Source organism: Prosthecobacter gellanilyticus, assembly GCF_007992435.1.
GTDB classification, from domain to species: domain Bacteria; phylum Verrucomicrobiota; class Verrucomicrobiia; order Verrucomicrobiales; family Verrucomicrobiaceae; genus Prosthecobacter; species Prosthecobacter gellanilyticus.
Map to the genome: position 1 here is coordinate 184,797 of NZ_BKAG01000006.1, position 17,791 is coordinate 202,587.

Consider the following 17,791-nt stretch of genomic DNA (forward strand, 5'->3'; position numbering starts at 1 on the left):
GCTACGCGCCAGCGGCATCTTCCATTCTCGGGAAAAAGGGGCGGCTTTCCCCTGGCCGCCCCCAGGATCAGCCCGGCTCATGCCAGCCATGAGGAAAATCCCCTTTGCCAAAGGCCCCGAGGGGGGTAAGGCTCGCGCCCCCAAATATGAGCAAAAAAAGTGACTTCGGATTGATCGGCCTCGCAGTGATGGGCCAGAACCTCGTTCTCAACGTGGAAAGCCGCGGCTTCCAGGTTTCCGTCTACAACCGCACCACCAGCGTGACGGATGAGTTCGTCGCCAAACACCCCGGCAAGGCCCTCGTCGCCGCCCATACCCTTGAAGAGTTCGTCCAGAGCCTGGCCACTCCCCGCAAGATCCACATCATGGTGAAGTCCACCGCCGTGAAGGACACCGATCGCGACGCCGTGGACGCCGTGATCGAGCAGCTCATCCCCCTCCTCGACCAGGGTGACATCGTCATCGACGGCGGCAACAGCTTCTACCAGACCACCGAGCGCCGTGACACCTACCTCGCCGAAAAAGGCCTCCGCTTCATCGGCGCTGGCGTCTCCGGCGGTGAAGAAGGCGCCCGCAAAGGCCCCTCCATCATGCCTGGCGGCCCTGCCAGCACCTGGGAAGTCATGAAGCCCATCTTTGAAAGCATCGCCGCTAAAGTGGATGGCGAGCCTTGCGTGATCCACATCGGCCCTGGCGGCGCAGGTCACTACGTGAAGATGATCCACAACGGCATCGAATACGGTGACATGCAGCTCATCTGCGAAGCCTACAACATCTTCAAGGCCGCTGGCTTCACCACGGACGAGATGGCCAAGGTCTTCAACGACTGGAACGAAGGCGACATGCAGAGCTACCTCATCCAGATCACCGGCAAGGCCCTGGAGCAGAAGGACGCTGAAACCGGCAAGTCCATCGTCGAGCTCATCGTCGACAAAGCCGGCCAGAAAGGCACCGGCCAGTGGACCCTTCTCAACGCCGCTGAAAACGCCGTCGTGATCTCCACCATCAACGCCGCTGTCGAAGCCCGCATCCTTTCCTCCAAGAAGAAAGCCCGCGTCGCCGCCAGCAAGGAACTCACCGGCCCGACCGTCAACATCACCGGTGACAAGGCCGAGCTCGTCAAGAAGGTGCACGACGCCCTCTACGCCTCCAAAGTCATCTCCTACGCCCAGGGCCTCGACCTCATCAAGACCACCGGCGAAAGCAAGAAGTGGAACCTCGACCTCGGTCGCATCGCCGCCATCTGGCGTGGGGGTTGCATCATCCGCGCCCGCTTCCTCAACAAGATCACCGAAGCCTACCGTGAGAACGCTGAACTCAGCAACCTCATGCTCGCCCCCTTCTTCAAGGATCTCCTCAGCAAGACCCAGCAGAACTGGCGTGAAGTGGTGTCCCTCGCCACCCTGAACGGCATCCCCGTCCCGGCCTTCTCCGCCTCCCTGGGTTACTACGACAGCTACCGCGCCGAGCGCCTGCCAGCGAACCTGCTCCAGGCCCAGCGCGACTTCTTCGGTGCTCACACCTATGAGCGCACCGACAAGCCCGAAGGCCAGTTCTTCCACACCGAGTGGCCAGAAGTGATCGGCTGATGACGTAAAGCGAGTTTTCCAACTCGCTTAGAAAAATCGTTCCACCCCCAAGGCGGCTGAGGCAACTCAGCCGCCTTTTTTCATGCAAAGTACTCATGCGCTTCAGCGCGTGACCACCCAGCGAACCCACGATCAGCGGCGGCCCCTCAACCTTGATCCACCTGGATCTGGCTAGATTGACCTTCCTGGCTCCTCCCCCCCTCTCCCCATCTCCTGTGAAAAAGAGGCCGGATCTGGTCGGATCCACTCGGATTGCCCAAAGCGGAGCGCGAGTGTCCTCACGCGCAGCCCCCCTCAGACTCTCTTCACCTTGATCCACTCGGATCAGGTCGGATCCACTCGGATCGCCTCCTTCTGAAACCACCGTTAACAACCGTAAACGGCTCCCCGGTTCCCGCCCCCCCTTTCCGCGTCTTCCGTGTATTCCGTGTATTCCGTAGGCCCACCCTCCGGCTCTGACTCCCCTCGGAAAAACCACCGCAAACAATCGTAAACCACTGCAAACGACCGCAAACGGCCTTGGTCATGGGTTCCTGGTCCTTGATGATTCCACACATAGCCCTTCACTGTCCACGATCTACCTCCGCGCTACAACGGACCCAAGCGGACCCTTTGGACATCATCCGTCCTCCTTCAAACTTTCGCGAACCCGCCTAACAACTATTTCAATCTTCCATTCTTCCTCGGCTTCTCATACGGACTCTCAAAAATCTGGTCGATCGGCAGGTCAAACACCGCCGCGATGCGGTAGGCCAGATCGAGTGAAGGCGAATGCTTCTCCGTCTCCAGCGCATTCACCGCCTGGCGTGACACACCGAGCTGCTGGCTGAGGTCTTCCTGCGTCATGCCGTGCTGGGCGCGCAGCACCTTGAGTTGGTTCTTCATCGGAAAAGGAAAGAGGTCAGCTCAGTTCGAACTGCGGATGAAGGGAGACACCGCGCCATGCACCAGCCAGAACAGCGGATACATGAGAAAGCCCGGCGCATGCCAGGCCTGCGCATAGCTCTCCATGAAGCCCCAGGCGCAGGTGAGCGCCATCGTGATGCCGCTGCTCACAATGAACCTCCGCGCCATCACCGCGCGCATAAATTCATCCGCATCCCGCATATAAGCCAGCAGCGCCCAGATATGCCCCGCCAGCGGCGCCGCCACCACCAGCGCCAGCGCGATCGCCCCGCGCGGCTTTGCATCATCAAAAGCCCCAAAGATCGCCGCCATGTTCACCGCCACATAGCCCGCCAGAAACAGCGAGGAGCGGATCACATACTGACGACGAATCTGATCCTGCGAAAGATGGGAAGGCGATAGTGCAGTCATAAGATCTTCAGAGTTGAGTTAACTGGATTGACTTGATTGTTAGGCGAACCGTTTCGCCTGTGTAAGGTTATCTTGACATAAACGCCGTGTTAAGTCAACATGACTTTGTGTAAAGGTAACGCGACATTCTGAATCGCGGTAAAAAACGGTCCAGGCGGACATTGCCTCCATCCAAGAGAACCCGCGTGACACCAACCGATGCAGAAGCTCACAGCGCCAAAGGAGCGCGGCGATTCACCCCGCAGCAGTGTGTTTCGCCCCCATGTATCGAGCAACCCTTATGACTGCTTCAAACCCGAGACGCTATGTCATTGAGATTAGCGTAATAGAGTGACTAAGGGCACAAGCAGCATGTTGTGTTGCCATCCACATCTGGTTTGAAGGCCAAAGGCCTTCCGCATCATAGCGAAGGGTTGGCGAGCCTTAGCGAGCCTACCCTGGAAGCCTACCCTGGTCATGAGCCAGTCGCCATCACCTCAAAGCGCGAACCCGGAACGGGTTCCGCATCTTTAGACACGGCCCCGCGTCTCCCCCGATCCAGCGCTTTCAAGAGACGCGGCTTGCACGCGCCTCAATAGCCAGTTGCGCAGACATCCCCATCACCCTCCTCCCAGTGCTATCGCTGGCTCTGCATCCATTGCGTGACCTTCTCCAGCACCTCATCCGCACGGTGAAAAAAGAGAAAATGATCTTCGCCTTCAAAACGGTGCTTGGTCACCTGCATGCCAGCACCCTCCATGCGAACGGCGTAGTCATCCACGCTGGTCCATGGCACACGATCATCGCTGCCACCAGACAGAACAAGCGCGGGTCGCGCGCCAAGACGTTTGGCGAGTTCTTCGGGTTCGATGCGATGGTGGAAGACCCCGGAGAGAAAAATGAGGGATCTAAAGCGTTGTCCGGGAAGTGATTCAGCCAGGCAGACACCTTTGCCACCATTGGAAAGACCCATCAGATGAATCTGATCCGGATCGATGGCAGCATGTCGGCCTGCATCCTGGATCGCCGCAGTGATGGCTTCATAGGCACCCGCTTTCTCCCAGTTTCCCAAGCCGAAGCTGGGTGCAATGATCGTGCATCCAATGCGGTCGGCAATCTTGGAGAGCAGCCAAACGTAAGCTTTGAAGTTGCCACCGCTACCATGCAGAAACACAAGAGTTCGTGAAGGCTTCGTCCGGTCAAGATTCGCCGGGATGTAGTGGTAGTAATGGCCGTTCCGAAACGACAAGCCAGCCATCTCGTTGTAGATGGAGGAGAGTGCCGAACCACAGACCTCAAACTCCGGATTCTGCTTCATCTCAGCATAGATGGCGTTGGTCATGGCCGAGAGCTCGCGGAACTGCGCACGATTGAAATACGGGTCCGTCATCAAGGCCGCATAAAAGCCGAGATTGATCTGGTCGATCTCTGGCACTGCACTGCCAGGGTGGATGCGCGGATAATGCCACCCACCATTTGAATAGCGGCTGTGAAGCCGCGCACTTTCTGAAGTGTGCCCATCAGGCGCGAGCGGTGCCATGACAAGCAGCGCAGCGACCCCAAATGCCAGAAAGCCCTGGCTCATACGAACCTGAACCTTGGATTTGCGCTCAGCTCCAATGCACCAAAGCCACGGCCCAATGCCCACGAGCAACGCGAAGCCTCCGATCCACCGCCCCGTGCCTTCGGAGGCCACCATCATGAGAATCATTGAACCGACCACCAGCATGAGCGCCAGCGCCAGGATGAAAGCTTTCAGCAGAGTTTTCAGGAAGGACATTCGGGAAGGTGTGTCAGTGTCTGAAGCAGTAACAAGTGTTCGATCTTGAACGGCGGTGGCGGAATGAACCCAATACATGCCGGGTCCTGCACATGACATCGATGCGCCCACAAGCCCCCTGAGATCCGATTCATAATCGAGCACGGTGATGAAGCCGTGAACTCCCTATGATCGCCAGTCCTGCACCAGCTTCACGTTATTTGATCGTCTCGAACCGGTTGCCGGTGACGGTGAGCCAGAAGGAAGGGAAGATCGAGTTGAAGGCCTCAGCAGGCGGATTGGCGACAGCGCTTTCGCATGTGCATGGCACGGAAGGCAGCCGCTGGATCGGTTGGCCTGGCGAGACAGGGCAGATGGACAAGAGCGCACGAGCGGAACTGGACAGGCGGCTGAACGCAGACGGCATGATCCCGGTGCATCTGACCACGAAGCAGGTGGAGCGCTTCTATGAGGGCTTCTGCAACGGCGTTCTATGGCCGTTGTTCCACTACTTGTTAGACAAGGTGCGGCTGGATGCCTGGGTGGACTGGCAGGCGTATCGGGAGGCGAATGAACTCTTCGCAGACGCTGTGGCGCGGCATTACCAGCCGGGGGACCGTATCTGGGTGCATGACTATCATCTCATGCTGCTGCCGGCGTTGTTGAGGAAGCGGCTGCCACATGCCTCGATCTCCTTCTTCCTGCACATTCCGTTCCCTGCGTCCGGGGTGTTTCGCATCCTCCCGTGGCGTCGGGAGATTCTGGAAGGCTTGCTCGGCTGTGACTTGATTGGCTTTCACACGCACTCGTATCAGCGGCAGTTCCTGTCATCGCTACTGCGCCTACTGGGACTGGAAACCCAGGTGGATTCCGTGACCTATGACGGCCGCATGGTGAGAGTCGGAGCGTTCCCGATCAGCATCGATACCGAGCATTTCATCAAGGAGTCCTCGACACCGCGAGTGGAGGAAGCCGCAGCCAAGATGCGCGAACAGAACACAGAATGCAAAATCCTGTTCGGCGTGGACCGGCTGGACTACACCAAAGGCATGCGCCGCCGCGTGCTCGCCATCGAGCGCCTGCTCGAGCGCTCACCAGGACTCGCCGGGAAGTTCAGATTGATCCAGGTGGCATCACCCTCGCGCACAAAAGTGGAGGCCTATGCACAGCTTCGTCGATCTCTGGACGAGCTTGTGGGAAGAGTGAATGGCCGCTTCTCCACCGTGAACTGGTCGCCCGTGCAGTATCTGTATCAGACCATGAGCCTGGAGGATCTGATGCCCCTGTATCGCGCCGCAGATGTCATGGTGGTCACACCGACACGAGATGGCATGAACCTCGTGGCAAAAGAGTTCGTGGCCTGTCGCAATGACAACGACGGCGTGCTGGTGCTCAGCGAGTTCACCGGCGCCGCCTGGGAGCTCGGCGAGGCCGTGCTGGTGAATCCGTATGATATTGATGGCATTGCCCGCGCACTGCAGCAGGCCATCACCATGCCCGAGGAGGAGCGTCATTTCCGCATGACTCGTCTTCGGCAGCGCATCCAGCGCTGGACCGTGCATGACTGGGTGAAATCCTTTGATGCCGCCTTTGCGCAGGTCACATCTGAAAATGAGCGCCTGCGTCAGAGCACCGTGCTGCCTCCTGAGGAAGTGCTGCGCATGAAGAACGCGGAACATCTGGTCCTGGTGCTCGACTATGACGGCACCCTGGTGCCTTATGCCGGCCTGCCAGAGCTCGCCGCGCCGGACAAAGAGCTCTACGAGCTGCTGGAGGCATTGATCGCCAAACCTAACATTGAATTGCACATCGCCAGCGGCCGCCCGCGTGAGACCATGGAGCGCTGGTTTGGCGGGCTTGACGCGGCCCTGCATGCCGATCACGGCTTCTGGAAGCGCGCTCGCGGAGCCACAGAGTGGACCACCATGGGATCCCTGGAGGCTGGCTGGAAGGAGAAAGCCAAGGTGATCATGGAGGAGTTCGCTGCACGCACGCCAGGCTCATTCGTCGAGGAGAAGACCGTCGCGCTGTGCTGGCACTTCCGGCTGTGCGAGTCGCAATTCGCCGAACTTCAGGAAAGAGAGCTGCGCCTGCATCTCGCGGATCTTTTCAAGAACCATCCCGTGGAGGTCATGCGCGGAAACAAGATCGTGGAGCTGCGCCAACTTGGTATTCACAAAGGCCTCATCGTTTCAGCCTTGAGTGCCGCAGGACCGGAAGATGCGCTGCTCGTCGCCGTCGGAGATGACACCACAGATGAAGACATGTTCCGCCAGATGCCTCCGGACGGCATCAGCATTCACTCCGGCTCACTCGCGAGCCGCGCGAGGTATCGGCTGGCCGGGCCGGCCGCGGTGAGAGCCGTGCTGAGACAGCTGGTGGAGGGATGATGAGGAGTGGCTCTCGGCTGACACTTTCTTTTTTACTGAGTTCAGCTCTCTCATGGGTCCTGCTTGCTGGCACGGACGTAACCTGACGATGCATGCCTGAACGTCATTTCATCATCGTACTCAATGAAGAGGCAGGCACCGTCGTGCGCCTGGGAAGGAAGCAGGTGATCGAGACGGTGACGCAGGCCTTTCGCGAATCCGAAGTGCGCATCACGCTGCACGCCGTGCCGGGCCGCGAGGTCGAGCGCCATCTCAAAGACGCCGCCGCCAGTGAGGCAGATGCGGTGATCGTCGGTGGAGGTGACGGCACCGTGGCCAGCGCGGCCACACTGCTCGCAGGCCGCAATAAGACGATGGGCGTGCTTCCGCTCGGGACCTTCAATCTTGCCGCGCGTGATCTCGGCATGCCGCTGGATCTGGAGGAAGCTGGGAAAGCCCTGGTCACGGCACCCGTCGTGCCCATGGATGCCATGGAGTTGAATGGAAAACTGTATCTCTGCCTCATGGTGCTGGGCTTTTATCCCGCGCTCAAAATGGCTGCGCCAGAGTATCACGGCTGGTGGATATTCCGCGCCCTGCGCACGCTGCGTGACTCGCTGCGCCAGGCAGCCACCTTTCCCTCCCTGGGCTTGACGCTGGTGCATGAGGGAAAGGCCATCGAGTGCCGCACACGCGCCGTGATCATCGCAAACAACGACTATGAGGATGTCTTCGGCGTGCTGCCGAAACGCGAGAGCCTGGATGGCGGCTTCTTCACCGTGCATCTCTCCACCCATCGCTCACGCTATGGCATGATGAAGTCCTTCTTCGCCTGGCTCTTCGGCCGCTGGAAGGAAGATCGCGAGGTCAAACGCCTGCGCACCACCGAGCTCGAAATCCACGCCCGCAAAAAACGCCACCTCCCCGTCATGATGGACGGCGAGGTCGACCGCCTTCCCCTCCCTCTGAAGATCACCCTCAAACCAAAAGCCCTGAACGTCCTGGCTCCGAGGAAGGCAGAGGAAAAGGAGAAGGAATGAACTTGAAGCAAGTGATAGAGCACAAAAAAGCGGAGCCCGCCCCAAAGAGACAGACTCCGCCATGATATCACTATTCGTTATCCCTTGAGCAGCGCCGGCAGCGCCGAAACCGGTACAGCTTCGTAGCTGGAGGGGCTCATGGAGTAGCTGGCGCGGCCTCGTGAGAGGCTGCGGATGGCGCCGGCATAACCAAAAAGCTCCGCCAGCGGCACCTCGGCAAGCACGCCTGCCTCGGCACCACGCTGGTCGATGCCCACGATGCGGGCGCGACGGCGGTTCAGATCACCCAGGATGTCTCCTTGATGATCCTCCGGCACGGTGCACTCCACGCGCATCACAGGCTCCAGCAGCACAGGGGCTGCGGCACGCACGGCCTCGCGCAGGGCCTCGGCAGCAGCCAGGCGGAAGGCTTGGTCGTTGGAGTCCTTGGCATGGCTGGCGCCATCCACAATGCGGACCTGCAGATCCACCAGCGGACTGCCCGCCAGGGGGCCGGCCAGCGCCGCATCCTCGATGCCGCGATGCACGGAGTTCATGAAGGCGGCAGGAATGGTGCCACCGACGACAGCGTCCTCGATGACCACGCCTGAGCCGCGCTCCAGAGGGCGCAAAGCGAGCTTCACACGCGCATACATGCCGCTGCCGCCATTTTGCTTTTTCAGCAGATGATCGGCTTCAGATGTGCAGGTGATCGTCTCACGACACGCGATTTCAGGGGCACCTGCGATCGTCTCCAGGCTGTGTTCGAGCCGGAGCTTTTCGCGGATGACCTCGAGATGCAGCTCACCCATGCCGGAGATGAGGCACTGACCCGTCTCCTCATGCGTGCGCACGCGGAAGGTCGGGTCCTCATCACTGAGGCGCGAGAGCGCGGTGGCCAGTCGTGATTGATCCACCGAACGCGCAGGCTCGATGGCCATGCTCACCACAGGCTCCGGAAACACCGGAGGCTCCAGCGAGACAGGATGCTCAGGCAGACAAAGAGTATCGCCCGTGCTGAAATCTCGCAGGCCGGAGATGGCGCAGATATCGCCAGCATCCACCTGCTCAAGTTCATCACGTCGATCCGCGAAGACGCGAAGGAGTCGGCCACAGCGCTCGGTTTTGCCGAGGCGTGGATTCACCAGCGTCAGACCTTTCTCAAGGCTGCCGGAATACACACGCACATAGACGAGACGGCCCGCCTGCGGATGACGCACGACTTTGAAGGCCAGCGCTGCCAATGGCGCAGTAATGGGGCTTTCACGCCGCACCTCTTCAGGCGCAGGCAGAAAGTCCACCACAGCATCCACCAGCGACTGCACGCCGATGTGCTTGTAAGCACTGCCGCCAAGGACGGGAATGAGCTTCCCGGCAATGGTCTGACGACGCACAGCCTCACGCAAGGTGAGAGCAGGTACGGGGCGCTCCTCGAGCCAGAGTGTGGCGATCTCGTCATCGAGATCTGCCACGGCCTGGATGAGGGCACGACGGGCCTCATTCGCCGCGTCACGCCAGTCTTCAGGAATGGCTTCCACGGTGAATCCAGTGGGCGATGTGCTGTCGGCACGCAGCGCCCGCTCATCGATGAGATCAATCTGACCGATGAGGTCCGCTTCCGCTCCCCAAGGAAGCATCACGGGCCAGGCGTTGGCACGTAGTTTGTGACGCAGCTCATGCACCACGCGGGTGAAGTCCGCGCCGAGGCGGTCCATCTTGTTGATGAAGGCGATGCGGGGCACGCGATAGCGGTCCGCCTGTCTCCAGACGGTCTCGCTCTGCGGCTGCACGCCGCCCACGCCGCAGAACACGGCGATGGCGCCATCGAGCACGCGCAGAGAGCGCTCCACCTCGGCCGTGAAGTCCACGTGGCCGGGTGTGTCGATGATGTTCAGCCGGTGCTGCTGGCCTGCAAACAGGCGCGTGAGCGCCTCCACAGGACGTGGTGTCCAGATGCAAGGAGCTGCGGCGGAGGAGATGGTGATGCCCTTGTCCTTCTCGATCGGGGAGAAGTCCGTGGCCGTATTGCCGTCATGCACGTCTCCGCAGGTATGAATGGCGCCTGCGTAATAGAGAATGCGTTCGGTGAGCGTGGTCTTGCCCGCGTCAATATGCGCCGCGATGCCGATGTTTCGGATGCGTGCGGTGGAGTTTGTCAGATGAAGTTTCATAGAGTCAGATTTCCTGTGTTTCGGAACGTGCTGCTCCCCGGCTGGATATGAAAAGGCCCTGATGCGGCATTCAGCATTCAGGGCTCCCGGGGATAGCAGCAAAATCTGACCAATGTCCTTATGACAACGTCATCCCGAGCCCTGGCCGAAGCCGGGCTGACGAAACTATTTTGAGGACGCGTGGTGTCATGAGCGTAAAGTTAGTTATGCCACGCTTGGATGATTTGTCAATGAGGCGGACAAAATGTGCTTTTCACGAAGATGAGTTCATGAAGAATGCCGCGGCATGAAATACACGCCTCTCCTCTGCTTTGCTGGCATCGCCTTTGCTGGATCGCTTTCTGCCGAGACGGATACTCCGGAGATGACCGAGGCGCGTGTCATGGGAGTGACCGTGCTGCAGTTGATGCACGAGAATTTGAAGGATCGAGACCCGGAGAGCGCACCGGGTGTCAATGCCTGGATGGCCAAGGAGGGGAAGACTCTCGCTGCACTGGACAAGGAGAAGCCTGACAAATCCTGGCGTGATCTGGACAGCGCGAAACTGGTGACGAAGAGCAAGAGCTTCTGGCAGCTCTACTACGAAGTGGTGCCTGGAGATCCGGGATTGGCGATGCTCCATGCTGGCTCATTGCTGGCAGCGGGAGATGCGGAGCGCGCGCAAAATATCCTGAGGCTCACGCTGCATCGTGGAGACTTGGAAGAGGAGACGCAGAAAATCCTGATCAGCGTCATGATGCAGTGCGGCGCTTTCATGAAGCCATCCCATGCACTGGTGGCGAAAGGGATCCCGCTGCATGACAAGGGCGACTATGAAGGTGCGCTGGCCCAGTATGACGCGGCCCTCCGCCTCTGGCCGAGAAATGGCTGGGCAGCCTATGAGCGCGGCACGACCTTCCTCTTTCAAGACAAAGGTGCCAGTGCCCGTGTCGACGAGGCCTTCGCCAAGGCTCGTGAACTGCAGCCGTTTCAGTTTCGAGCCTGGCAGGGCAAGACAGCGGACATCCCAGGCATGACGGAAATGCTCACCGGGTTGCCTGATCTCTGGGAGCCTTCGCTCAAGGACATCGACTTCGTCATGAAGCCGCTCGATTTGCTCAAACTGTCTGAGATCCTGCAACTGGCGGAGGTGGATGATCTGGCGCTGGTGGCGCGGCAGATCTACATCGTGCGGCGCGGACGCTACACGCCGGAGGATCATCCCTTCATCTCGAAATCACTTCGTCGGTTGGTGCCAGGCAAGGAAGCTGAGACGACGATCGAGAAACTCGGAGGTCCTAATTTCACAGCGATCCAGATCTTTGGCGCGCCAGTTCCTGGAAAGGCGAAATAACAAAAAAGATGGTCGAGAGATGATTGACAGCACGCAGAGTTGAGTGAGAATCGCGGCCCCACTAACTCAACCAGGAGGGCCCTAACCATATGAAGAATATTGATCAGCACGAGCAGGCCGCCTTTTTTCGAGCGCACTAGCAAGCGCCGCAAAGGCTACCCGAGCGAAACACGCGTGAAGCGCGGCATCCGCATTGTCCATGGAGACAAATGGCTGGAGGAAAAACTAGGACGGCAAGATCTATGCCCGTGCGGCTCCAACCGCCGGTTTCAAGAACTGCTGCCTCAGTGAAGGCCGCTACGAAGGCGCGGAACGCCACCGCTTTTTTCCGAGAGTGAGAAGAGCGGATACCCGAACGCACATACCACCAAGGCAGCATGAAGCGCACGGATTCTCTTTGAGGGGATCTGTGCCTTCAGCGGTCTGTGGTGCACATCGCCATCACTCTCACACATCATCACTTTTTCCAATTCGCACGCTTATGGGTGCATCACACGACAGTTTTATCAAATACCCGCGCACCCCGCACCTCTTTGGTTCGAAGGGCACGGACGACGACAGGCATATGGGAGCCAAGGACTCGCAGAAGTTCATCGCGGACCCGTCACTCATCGCGGAGGAAAAGGTGGATGGCACGAATGTGGGCATCCATTTTGACAGCAAAGGGCGCATGGTACTGCAGTGCCGTGGTCATGAGATCACGGAGGGCATGCATCCGCAGTATGATCTCTTCAAGCAATGGACCGCGGTGAAGCGGCCCGTGCTGGAGGCCATGCTGGCGGACCGCTTCATCCTTTTTGGCGAGTGGTTGTATGCGAAGCACAGCGTTTTCTATCGCTCGCTGCCGCACTACTTCTTCGAGTTCGACATCTATGACAAAGTGGAGTCCTGCTTCCTCACGCTGGAGCGTCGGTTGGCCATGCTGGAAGGCACCGGCATCCACACCGTGCCCGTAGTGCATCAAGGCGCGCTGAAGCATGAGCAACTGCTAAAGCTCATCACCGAGTCCGTCTTTGACTCGCAGTTCGACAACCCGCTCACAGGCACCATGGATGCGCGCATGGAAGGTCTGTACCTGCGTACCGAGGCGGGAGGCAAGGTCACGGGCCGCGCGAAGATCGTGCGACCGGAATTCGTGGAGCGCGTGAAACTCTCCGAGCACTGGCAGCATCAGCAGATGGTGCCTAACCAACTGGTGGAAGGAGCGGACATCTGGTCATGAGAACCTGGAAAGACATGCTGAAAGCCGCGGACGCGGACATTCTGGCCTGGGCTGCCGAGCAGCCCTGGGCGGAGCCCATGCGCCGCTGCGGCCAGGATGCCGAATGGCATGCCGAGGGAGACGTGTGGACACACACTGGCATGGTCTATAATCAAGTGACGCGTCTGGAGGGCTATGCGGATCTCACCCGTGTGGAGCAGGTGATCCTGCTCTTCGTGGCCCTCCTGCATGATGCCGGAAAGCCTGACACCACCGTGCTGGATCCCGAGACGGGGCGCACAAGATCGCCCAAGCACTCCATGGTCGGCGCGGCCATGGCGCGTGAGATTCTGCGCGCGCTGAAGTGTGATCTTCAGACACGCGAGCACATCGTGAACCTCGTGCGCTATCACGGCAGGCCGCCCTATCTTTTGGAGAAACAGGAACCTGAGCTGGAGGTGGTGAAGCTTTCCTGCCTGCTTTCCAACCGGCTCCTATATCTCTTTGCCCTTGCGGATACACGCGGACGGCATACGAAGGAGATGTCACGCCCAGAGGACACGCTGCATCTGTGGCGTGACACGGCCACGGAACTGGGCTGCTTCACGCACATGTATCCTTTCGCGAATGAGCAGGCGCGGTTCTTGTTTCATCGCGGTGAGCTGACCAGCCTGCACTACACTCCGCATGTGGATTACCGCTGCACCGTCACCATGATGAGTGCCCTGCCAGGCGCTGGCAAAGACACCTGGCTGGCCCGCGAGCGACCCGATCTGCCGGTGGTCTCTCTGGATGCCGTGCGCGAGGATCTGGACGTGGAAGCCACGGACAACCAAGGCACCGTGATCCAGGCCGCGCGCGAGCAGTGCCGCGAGCATCTGCGCGTGCATCGTGACTTCGCCTTCAATGCCACCAGCATCACCGCGCAACTCCGCAAACGCTGGATTGATCTCTTTGCGGACTACGGCGCGCGCGTGGAGATCATCTACCTCGAGCCCGAGCTCAGCACCATCCTCCGGCAGAACAAGCAGCGCCAGAAAGATGTCCCCGAAACCGTTATCCGCCGCCTGAGTGAAAAGGTAGAAATCCCCACCCTGGCCGAGGCACATGCGGTGTCCTGGATCGTGCCTGGGTGAATGAAGCTGATGATGGCGCAAGACGCGAGGTGGTAGGGACGATTGATTTGTCCGCTCATGAATCGCCTCATCCGCCTTGCTGTCCTGCTTTTGCCCATCTTTGCCACCGTGTTGTGCGCTGAGTTGCCTCAACCCACGCTGGAGCCGGTTCGACGCGCCGTGGACCTGAATCTTGGTGAGGCCGCAGAGGTGAAGATGGCAGACGGAGCCGTGGTGAAGGTGAAGCTGCTGGACCTGCAAGAGAAGGTGGACGCCATGGCAAAGGCCGTGCGCGAGGCGAAGGTGACCATTGAGGTGAATGGCGAGAAGGCCGTGCTCTCCAGCGCGAACTATCACCTGCCGCGAGTTGTCGGTGGCGTGCAGGTGGACTGTCCGATCACCAAAGGCTACAACGCCAACAGCACTGCCGACTCCTGGGGGCTGGAAAAGGATGCACGTTTGCGGATCTGGCCTTCTGGAAAGCCCTGGATCGAGCCCGGGACGTTTGTGTATCCGCTGAAGCAACGTTGGTTCGCCACGATGACACAGTTCTCCAATGAGCCAACCTATGTGGATGGTGGCGACAAGCCTGACCGGAAGAAGATTTACTATCACAACGATCTCGATTTTGGCGGATGCGAGGGATTGACCGAGGTCATCGCCGCGACGGACGGACTCGTGGTCAGTGTGGCGGACAAGCTCCTGGACGGCTATGCACTGACTCCCGCCAAGCCACGCTATGATGTGGTGTATGTGGTCGATGCACGCGGCTGGTTTTACCGCTACAGCCATCTCCACACCATCGATCCTGCGATCCAGCTTGGAGCGAAGGTGACCATGGGACAGAAAATCGGCATCCTGGGCAAGGAAGGCGCGAGCGGTGGCTGGACGCATCTGCACTTCGGCATCAAGAGCCGCCAGCCCTCAGGTAAGTGGGGCACGGAGGAAGCTTATGCCTTTGCCTGGGAGGCTTATGTGAAAGAGCAGAAGCCGGCGATCATCGCCGTGGCGAGACCTCATCACTTCATCCGTGCCGGCGAGACAATCACGCTGGACGGTAGCAAGTCTTGGGCAGCTTCCGGCAGCATCACGAAACACGAGTGGACCTTCACCGACGGCGGTAAATCAGATCAAAGCACCGTCACACGCACTTACACCAAGCCCGGCAGCTACAGTGAAATCCTGAATGTCACAGATGCCTCAGGGCACGTGAGCTATGACTTCGCAGTCGTGCAGGTGATCGGTGAGGATGAAAAGAACATCCCGCCTGCCATTCATCCGAGTTACTGGCCCACGATGAATCTGAAGCCCGGGCAGCCCATCACCTTCAAGGTGCGCACCTTCCGGGATCGCGGAGGTGAGACCTGGGACTTTGGCGATGGCACTCCGCCAGTGAAGGTGACCTCCGACGGCAGTGCCAAGCCTCTCGCAAAGGATGGTTATGCAGTCACCGAGCATGCCTTCGCAAAGCCTGGCGATTACATCGTGACCGTCGATCACTCCAATGACCGCGGCGAGCGCGCCGTGGCACACCTGTGGGTGCATGTGGAGGATTGATTCGGATCACAGCCTTCGTTTAAGCTTTCACCATGCGCCCCGCCATTTTGCTCTATCTTGCCGCCGTTGTCCTCTCCACCTCGATGGTGATGGCCGCAGGTGCGCCGTTCGACGTTCCAGGTCTAAAGAAGGACATCGAGTTCACCAAGGCGGGTGACATCTCACTGACTCTCGATGCCTATGTCCCGGAAGGTGAAGGTCCCTTTGCCGCCTGCATCCTTGTGCATGGCGGTGGCTTCACGAAGGGAGACAAGCACACCTTCATCACGCCGTTGTTTGAGCCGCTGACGAAGGCGGGCTTTGTGTGGTTCACGATCGACTACCGGCTCGCGCCACAGCATCAGTGGCCAGCTTGTGCCGACGATGTGAATGCAGCCATCAAGTGGGTGAAAGCACACGCCTCTGAGTACAAGGTGGATGTGAAGCGCATCGCGATCATCGGTGAATCCGCAGGTGGCCATTTGGTTTCCTGGGCCGGTGTGACCGCCACGGACGAAACGAAGGTGGCTGCCGTGGTGCCCTTTTATGCGCCGCATGATCTCGTGACCCATGTGAAGCGCCGGAACGAGATGCGCGGTCTGGGAGACCTGATCGGCAGCAGCGAGATGAACGAGGCAAATTTCAAGAAGCTCGAGGAGATCTCCCCCAGCCAGTTTGTGAAGCCAGGTTTGCCTCCCTTCCTCCAGATCCACGGCGATACCGACACCACCGTTGCGCATGAGCAGAGCGTACAGTTTGAAGCGAAGATGAAAGCCGCAGGAAACTCCTGCGAGACCATCACCGTCCCTGGTGGCGGTCACGGCATGGGCGGCTGGAGCAAGCTGAACTCCAACTACGCCGAACAAATGATTGCGTGGCTGAGGAAGGCCCTGAAGTGAGGCCTGCTGAGTCGGGATCTACGCAATCCACTCCTTGATCACCCTCCCCGAAACATCCGTCAGGCGGAAGTCTCGTCCAGAGAAGCGATGAGTGAGTTTCAAATGATCAAAACCAAACTGATGCAGCATGGTGGCGTGGAAGTCGTGGAGGTCCACGGGATCACGCACAATGCCCCAGCCGATCTCGTCCGTCTCACCATAGGTTAGGCCGCCTTTGAGGCCGCCCCCTGCGGCGAGCATGGTGAAGGCGAAGGGGTGGTGATCGCGGCCGGTCGTGTTCGGATTGCCACCCCGGTTCTCGCCAAGCGGCGTGCGGCCGAACTCGCTGCCGAAGACCACCATGGTATCATCCAGCAGACCACGCTGCTTGAGATCGGTAAGAAGCGCCGCAACGGGTTGATCCGCCATGCCGGCGTTGTAGGCGAGCTCGTTGTCGAGGTTTGAGTGATGATCCCACGAGGCATGCATGATGCTGACGAAGCGCACGCCGCGCTCCACCAGACGCCGCGCGAGCAGGCAGTTCGTGGCGAAGGACTTGTACTGGCCAGGACCACCACCACGCGAGGCCTTGATGGGCGGATCGGCGCGATCCACGCCGTACATCTCCAGCGTCTTCGCGGACTCGTCCTTGAGATCGATCAGCTCCGGCGCAGCCGCCTGCATGCGGAAGGCGAGCTCATACGCGGCGATGCGGCTGGCGATCTCCGGATCGCGGAACTGATCATAGCGGCTTTGATTCAGTTCCATCAGCGCATCCAGACCCTTGCGCTGCAAGGCCATGGGCACTCCAGGCGGATTCTTCAGATTCAAAACGGGCTCTCCCTGATTGCGGAACAGCACACCCGCATACGAGGATCGAAGGAAGCCGCTCTGCCAAAGCGAAGCGCCACCGCTGGTTCCACGACCCGCGCTGAGCACGACATAGCCGGGCAGGTTTTTCGACATGCTGCCGAGACCATAGTTCAGCCACGACCCAATCGTGGGCAGGCCAAACGCAGCACGCCCGCAGTGCAGCACAAGCTGGCCCGGATGGTGATTGAACTGGTCCGTGTGCAGGCTGCGGATCATGAGCCAGTCGTCCGCGTGCTTCGCCATGTGCGGGAGGTAGTCGCTGAACTCCATGCCGCTCTGCCCGTGCTTCTTGAAGACACGCTTGCTGCCCATGATGCGCGCCGTTTCCTTGCGGATGAAGGCAAAGCGCACGTTCTTCGTCATGCTGTCCGGCAGCGGCTGGCCATGCAGCTCGTTGAGCTTCGGCTTCGGATCAAAGAGGTCCATCTGGCTCGGCCCGCCTTCTAGGAAGATGAAGATGCAGTTCTTCGCCTTCGCTGGAAAATGCGGCTCACGTGGCCGCAGCGGATCCGTGCTAGCCACGGTGTCCGCGCGCAGGATTCCCTCCTGGGAAAGCAGCGCGCCCAGGCCCATCATGCCAAGGCCGTTCGCGCTCGTGGCGAGGAACTCACGACGTGTCTGCAGGATCTGATGTTCGACGGGGTTCATGGTG

13 protein-coding genes are annotated in these 17,791 nt (G+C 59.6%); 8 read left to right on the forward strand and 5 right to left on the reverse strand.

All coding sequences use genetic code 11. The annotated features are described in order from the left end of the window. The first annotated feature begins 146 nt into the window (after nt 1-146). Nucleotides 147-1,589, forward strand: a complete 1,443-nt coding sequence (gnd, locus tag BGE01nite_RS06350) for a decarboxylating NADP(+)-dependent phosphogluconate dehydrogenase (RefSeq protein ID WP_146849576.1) — start codon at nt 147-149, stop codon at nt 1,587-1,589. A 660-nt stretch (nt 1,590-2,249) separates the two neighbouring features. On the opposite strand, the gene BGE01nite_RS06355 is transcribed toward gnd, so the two are convergent. The 3 genes from BGE01nite_RS06355 to BGE01nite_RS06365 form a co-directional block, all read right to left on the reverse strand. Continuing rightward, entirely contained in the window at nt 2,250-2,474 is a 225-nt protein-coding gene (locus BGE01nite_RS06355) for a helix-turn-helix transcriptional regulator (protein WP_146849578.1), read from the reverse strand. A gap of 21 nt (nt 2,475-2,495) precedes the next feature. Continuing rightward, a complete protein-coding gene (locus BGE01nite_RS06360; RefSeq protein ID WP_146849580.1) occupies nt 2,496-2,906 on the reverse strand; it encodes a hypothetical protein in 411 nt (136 codons plus the stop codon). 616 nt (nt 2,907-3,522) lie between these two features. Beyond that, nucleotides 3,523-4,665, reverse strand: a complete 1,143-nt coding sequence (locus BGE01nite_RS06365) for an alpha/beta hydrolase family protein (protein WP_146849582.1) — start codon at nt 4,663-4,665, stop codon at nt 3,523-3,525. A 167-nt stretch (nt 4,666-4,832) separates the two neighbouring features. On the opposite strand from BGE01nite_RS06365, the gene BGE01nite_RS06370 reads away from it, so the two are divergent. Further along, complete coding sequence (locus BGE01nite_RS06370; RefSeq protein WP_146849584.1) at nt 4,833-7,034, forward strand: bifunctional alpha,alpha-trehalose-phosphate synthase (UDP-forming)/trehalose-phosphatase; 2,202 nt, start codon at nt 4,833-4,835, stop codon at nt 7,032-7,034. A 92-nt stretch (nt 7,035-7,126) separates the two neighbouring features. Beyond that, nucleotides 7,127-8,053 (forward strand): diacylglycerol/lipid kinase family protein, encoded by a 927-nt coding sequence (locus BGE01nite_RS06375; protein WP_146849586.1) that lies wholly within the window; start codon nt 7,127-7,129, stop codon nt 8,051-8,053. Nucleotides 8,054-8,130: 77 nt separating this feature from the next. On the opposite strand, the gene fusA is transcribed toward BGE01nite_RS06375, so the two are convergent. Continuing rightward, nucleotides 8,131-10,203, reverse strand: coding sequence for an elongation factor G (gene fusA, locus BGE01nite_RS06380; protein ID WP_146849588.1), 2,073 nt, complete (start codon nt 10,201-10,203; stop codon nt 8,131-8,133). A 286-nt stretch (nt 10,204-10,489) separates the two neighbouring features. Here fusA and BGE01nite_RS06385 point away from each other — a divergent pair, with 286 nt between their 5' ends. From BGE01nite_RS06385 to BGE01nite_RS06410, 5 genes are all read left to right on the forward strand, one after another. After that, the gene (locus BGE01nite_RS06385) at nt 10,490-11,536 is read left to right on the forward strand and encodes a tetratricopeptide repeat protein (RefSeq protein ID WP_146849590.1); all 1,047 of its coding nucleotides are present in this window, start codon (nt 10,490-10,492) and stop codon (nt 11,534-11,536) included. Between the two features lie 481 nt (nt 11,537-12,017). Next, nucleotides 12,018-12,758 (forward strand): RNA ligase family protein, encoded by a 741-nt coding sequence (locus BGE01nite_RS06395; RefSeq protein WP_146849593.1) that lies wholly within the window; start codon nt 12,018-12,020, stop codon nt 12,756-12,758. Next, nucleotides 12,755-13,873 carry an AAA family ATPase gene (locus BGE01nite_RS06400; protein WP_146849594.1) on the forward strand — a complete coding sequence of 373 codons (1,119 nt, stop codon included), beginning with the start codon at nt 12,755-12,757 and terminating at the stop codon, nt 13,871-13,873. The genes BGE01nite_RS06395 and BGE01nite_RS06400 overlap by 4 nt, the downstream gene beginning before the upstream one ends. A 57-nt stretch (nt 13,874-13,930) precedes the next feature. Beyond that, nucleotides 13,931-15,409 carry a PKD domain-containing protein gene (locus BGE01nite_RS06405; RefSeq protein ID WP_146849595.1) on the forward strand — a complete coding sequence of 493 codons (1,479 nt, stop codon included), beginning with the start codon at nt 13,931-13,933 and terminating at the stop codon, nt 15,407-15,409. Nucleotides 15,410-15,441: 32 nt separating this feature from the next. After that, nucleotides 15,442-16,287 carry an alpha/beta hydrolase gene (locus BGE01nite_RS06410; protein WP_146849596.1) on the forward strand — a complete coding sequence of 282 codons (846 nt, stop codon included), beginning with the start codon at nt 15,442-15,444 and terminating at the stop codon, nt 16,285-16,287. An 18-nt stretch (nt 16,288-16,305) separates the two neighbouring features. On the opposite strand, the gene BGE01nite_RS06415 is transcribed toward BGE01nite_RS06410, so the two are convergent. Beyond that, nucleotides 16,306-17,787 carry a DUF1501 domain-containing protein gene (locus tag BGE01nite_RS06415; RefSeq protein ID WP_146849597.1) on the reverse strand — a complete coding sequence of 494 codons (1,482 nt, stop codon included), beginning with the start codon at nt 17,785-17,787 and terminating at the stop codon, nt 16,306-16,308. Between the last annotated feature and the right edge of the window lie 4 nt (nt 17,788-17,791).

Coding starts and splice junctions, on each gene's coding strand:
- BGE01nite_RS06355 (WP_146849578.1), bottom strand. CDS start 2,474: ATGAAGAACCAACTCAAGGTGCTGCGCGCCCAGCACGGCATGACGCAG.
- fusA (WP_146849588.1), bottom strand. CDS start 10,203: ATGAAACTTCATCTGACAAACTCCACCGCACGCATCCGAAACATCGGC.
- BGE01nite_RS06385 (WP_146849590.1), top strand. CDS start 10,490: ATGAAATACACGCCTCTCCTCTGCTTTGCTGGCATCGCCTTTGCTGGA.
- BGE01nite_RS06410 (WP_146849596.1), top strand. CDS start 15,442: ATGCGCCCCGCCATTTTGCTCTATCTTGCCGCCGTTGTCCTCTCCACC.
- BGE01nite_RS06370 (WP_146849584.1), top strand. CDS start 4,833: ATGATCGCCAGTCCTGCACCAGCTTCACGTTATTTGATCGTCTCGAAC.
- BGE01nite_RS06400 (WP_146849594.1), top strand. CDS start 12,755: ATGAGAACCTGGAAAGACATGCTGAAAGCCGCGGACGCGGACATTCTG.
- BGE01nite_RS06375 (WP_146849586.1), top strand. CDS start 7,127: ATGCCTGAACGTCATTTCATCATCGTACTCAATGAAGAGGCAGGCACC.
- BGE01nite_RS06395 (WP_146849593.1), top strand. CDS start 12,018: ATGGGTGCATCACACGACAGTTTTATCAAATACCCGCGCACCCCGCAC.
- BGE01nite_RS06405 (WP_146849595.1), top strand. CDS start 13,931: ATGAATCGCCTCATCCGCCTTGCTGTCCTGCTTTTGCCCATCTTTGCC.
- BGE01nite_RS06365 (WP_146849582.1), bottom strand. CDS start 4,665: ATGTCCTTCCTGAAAACTCTGCTGAAAGCTTTCATCCTGGCGCTGGCG.
- gnd (WP_146849576.1), top strand. CDS start 147: ATGAGCAAAAAAAGTGACTTCGGATTGATCGGCCTCGCAGTGATGGGC.
- BGE01nite_RS06415 (WP_146849597.1), bottom strand. CDS start 17,787: ATGAACCCCGTCGAACATCAGATCCTGCAGACACGTCGTGAGTTCCTC.
- BGE01nite_RS06360 (WP_146849580.1), bottom strand. CDS start 2,906: ATGACTGCACTATCGCCTTCCCATCTTTCGCAGGATCAGATTCGTCGT.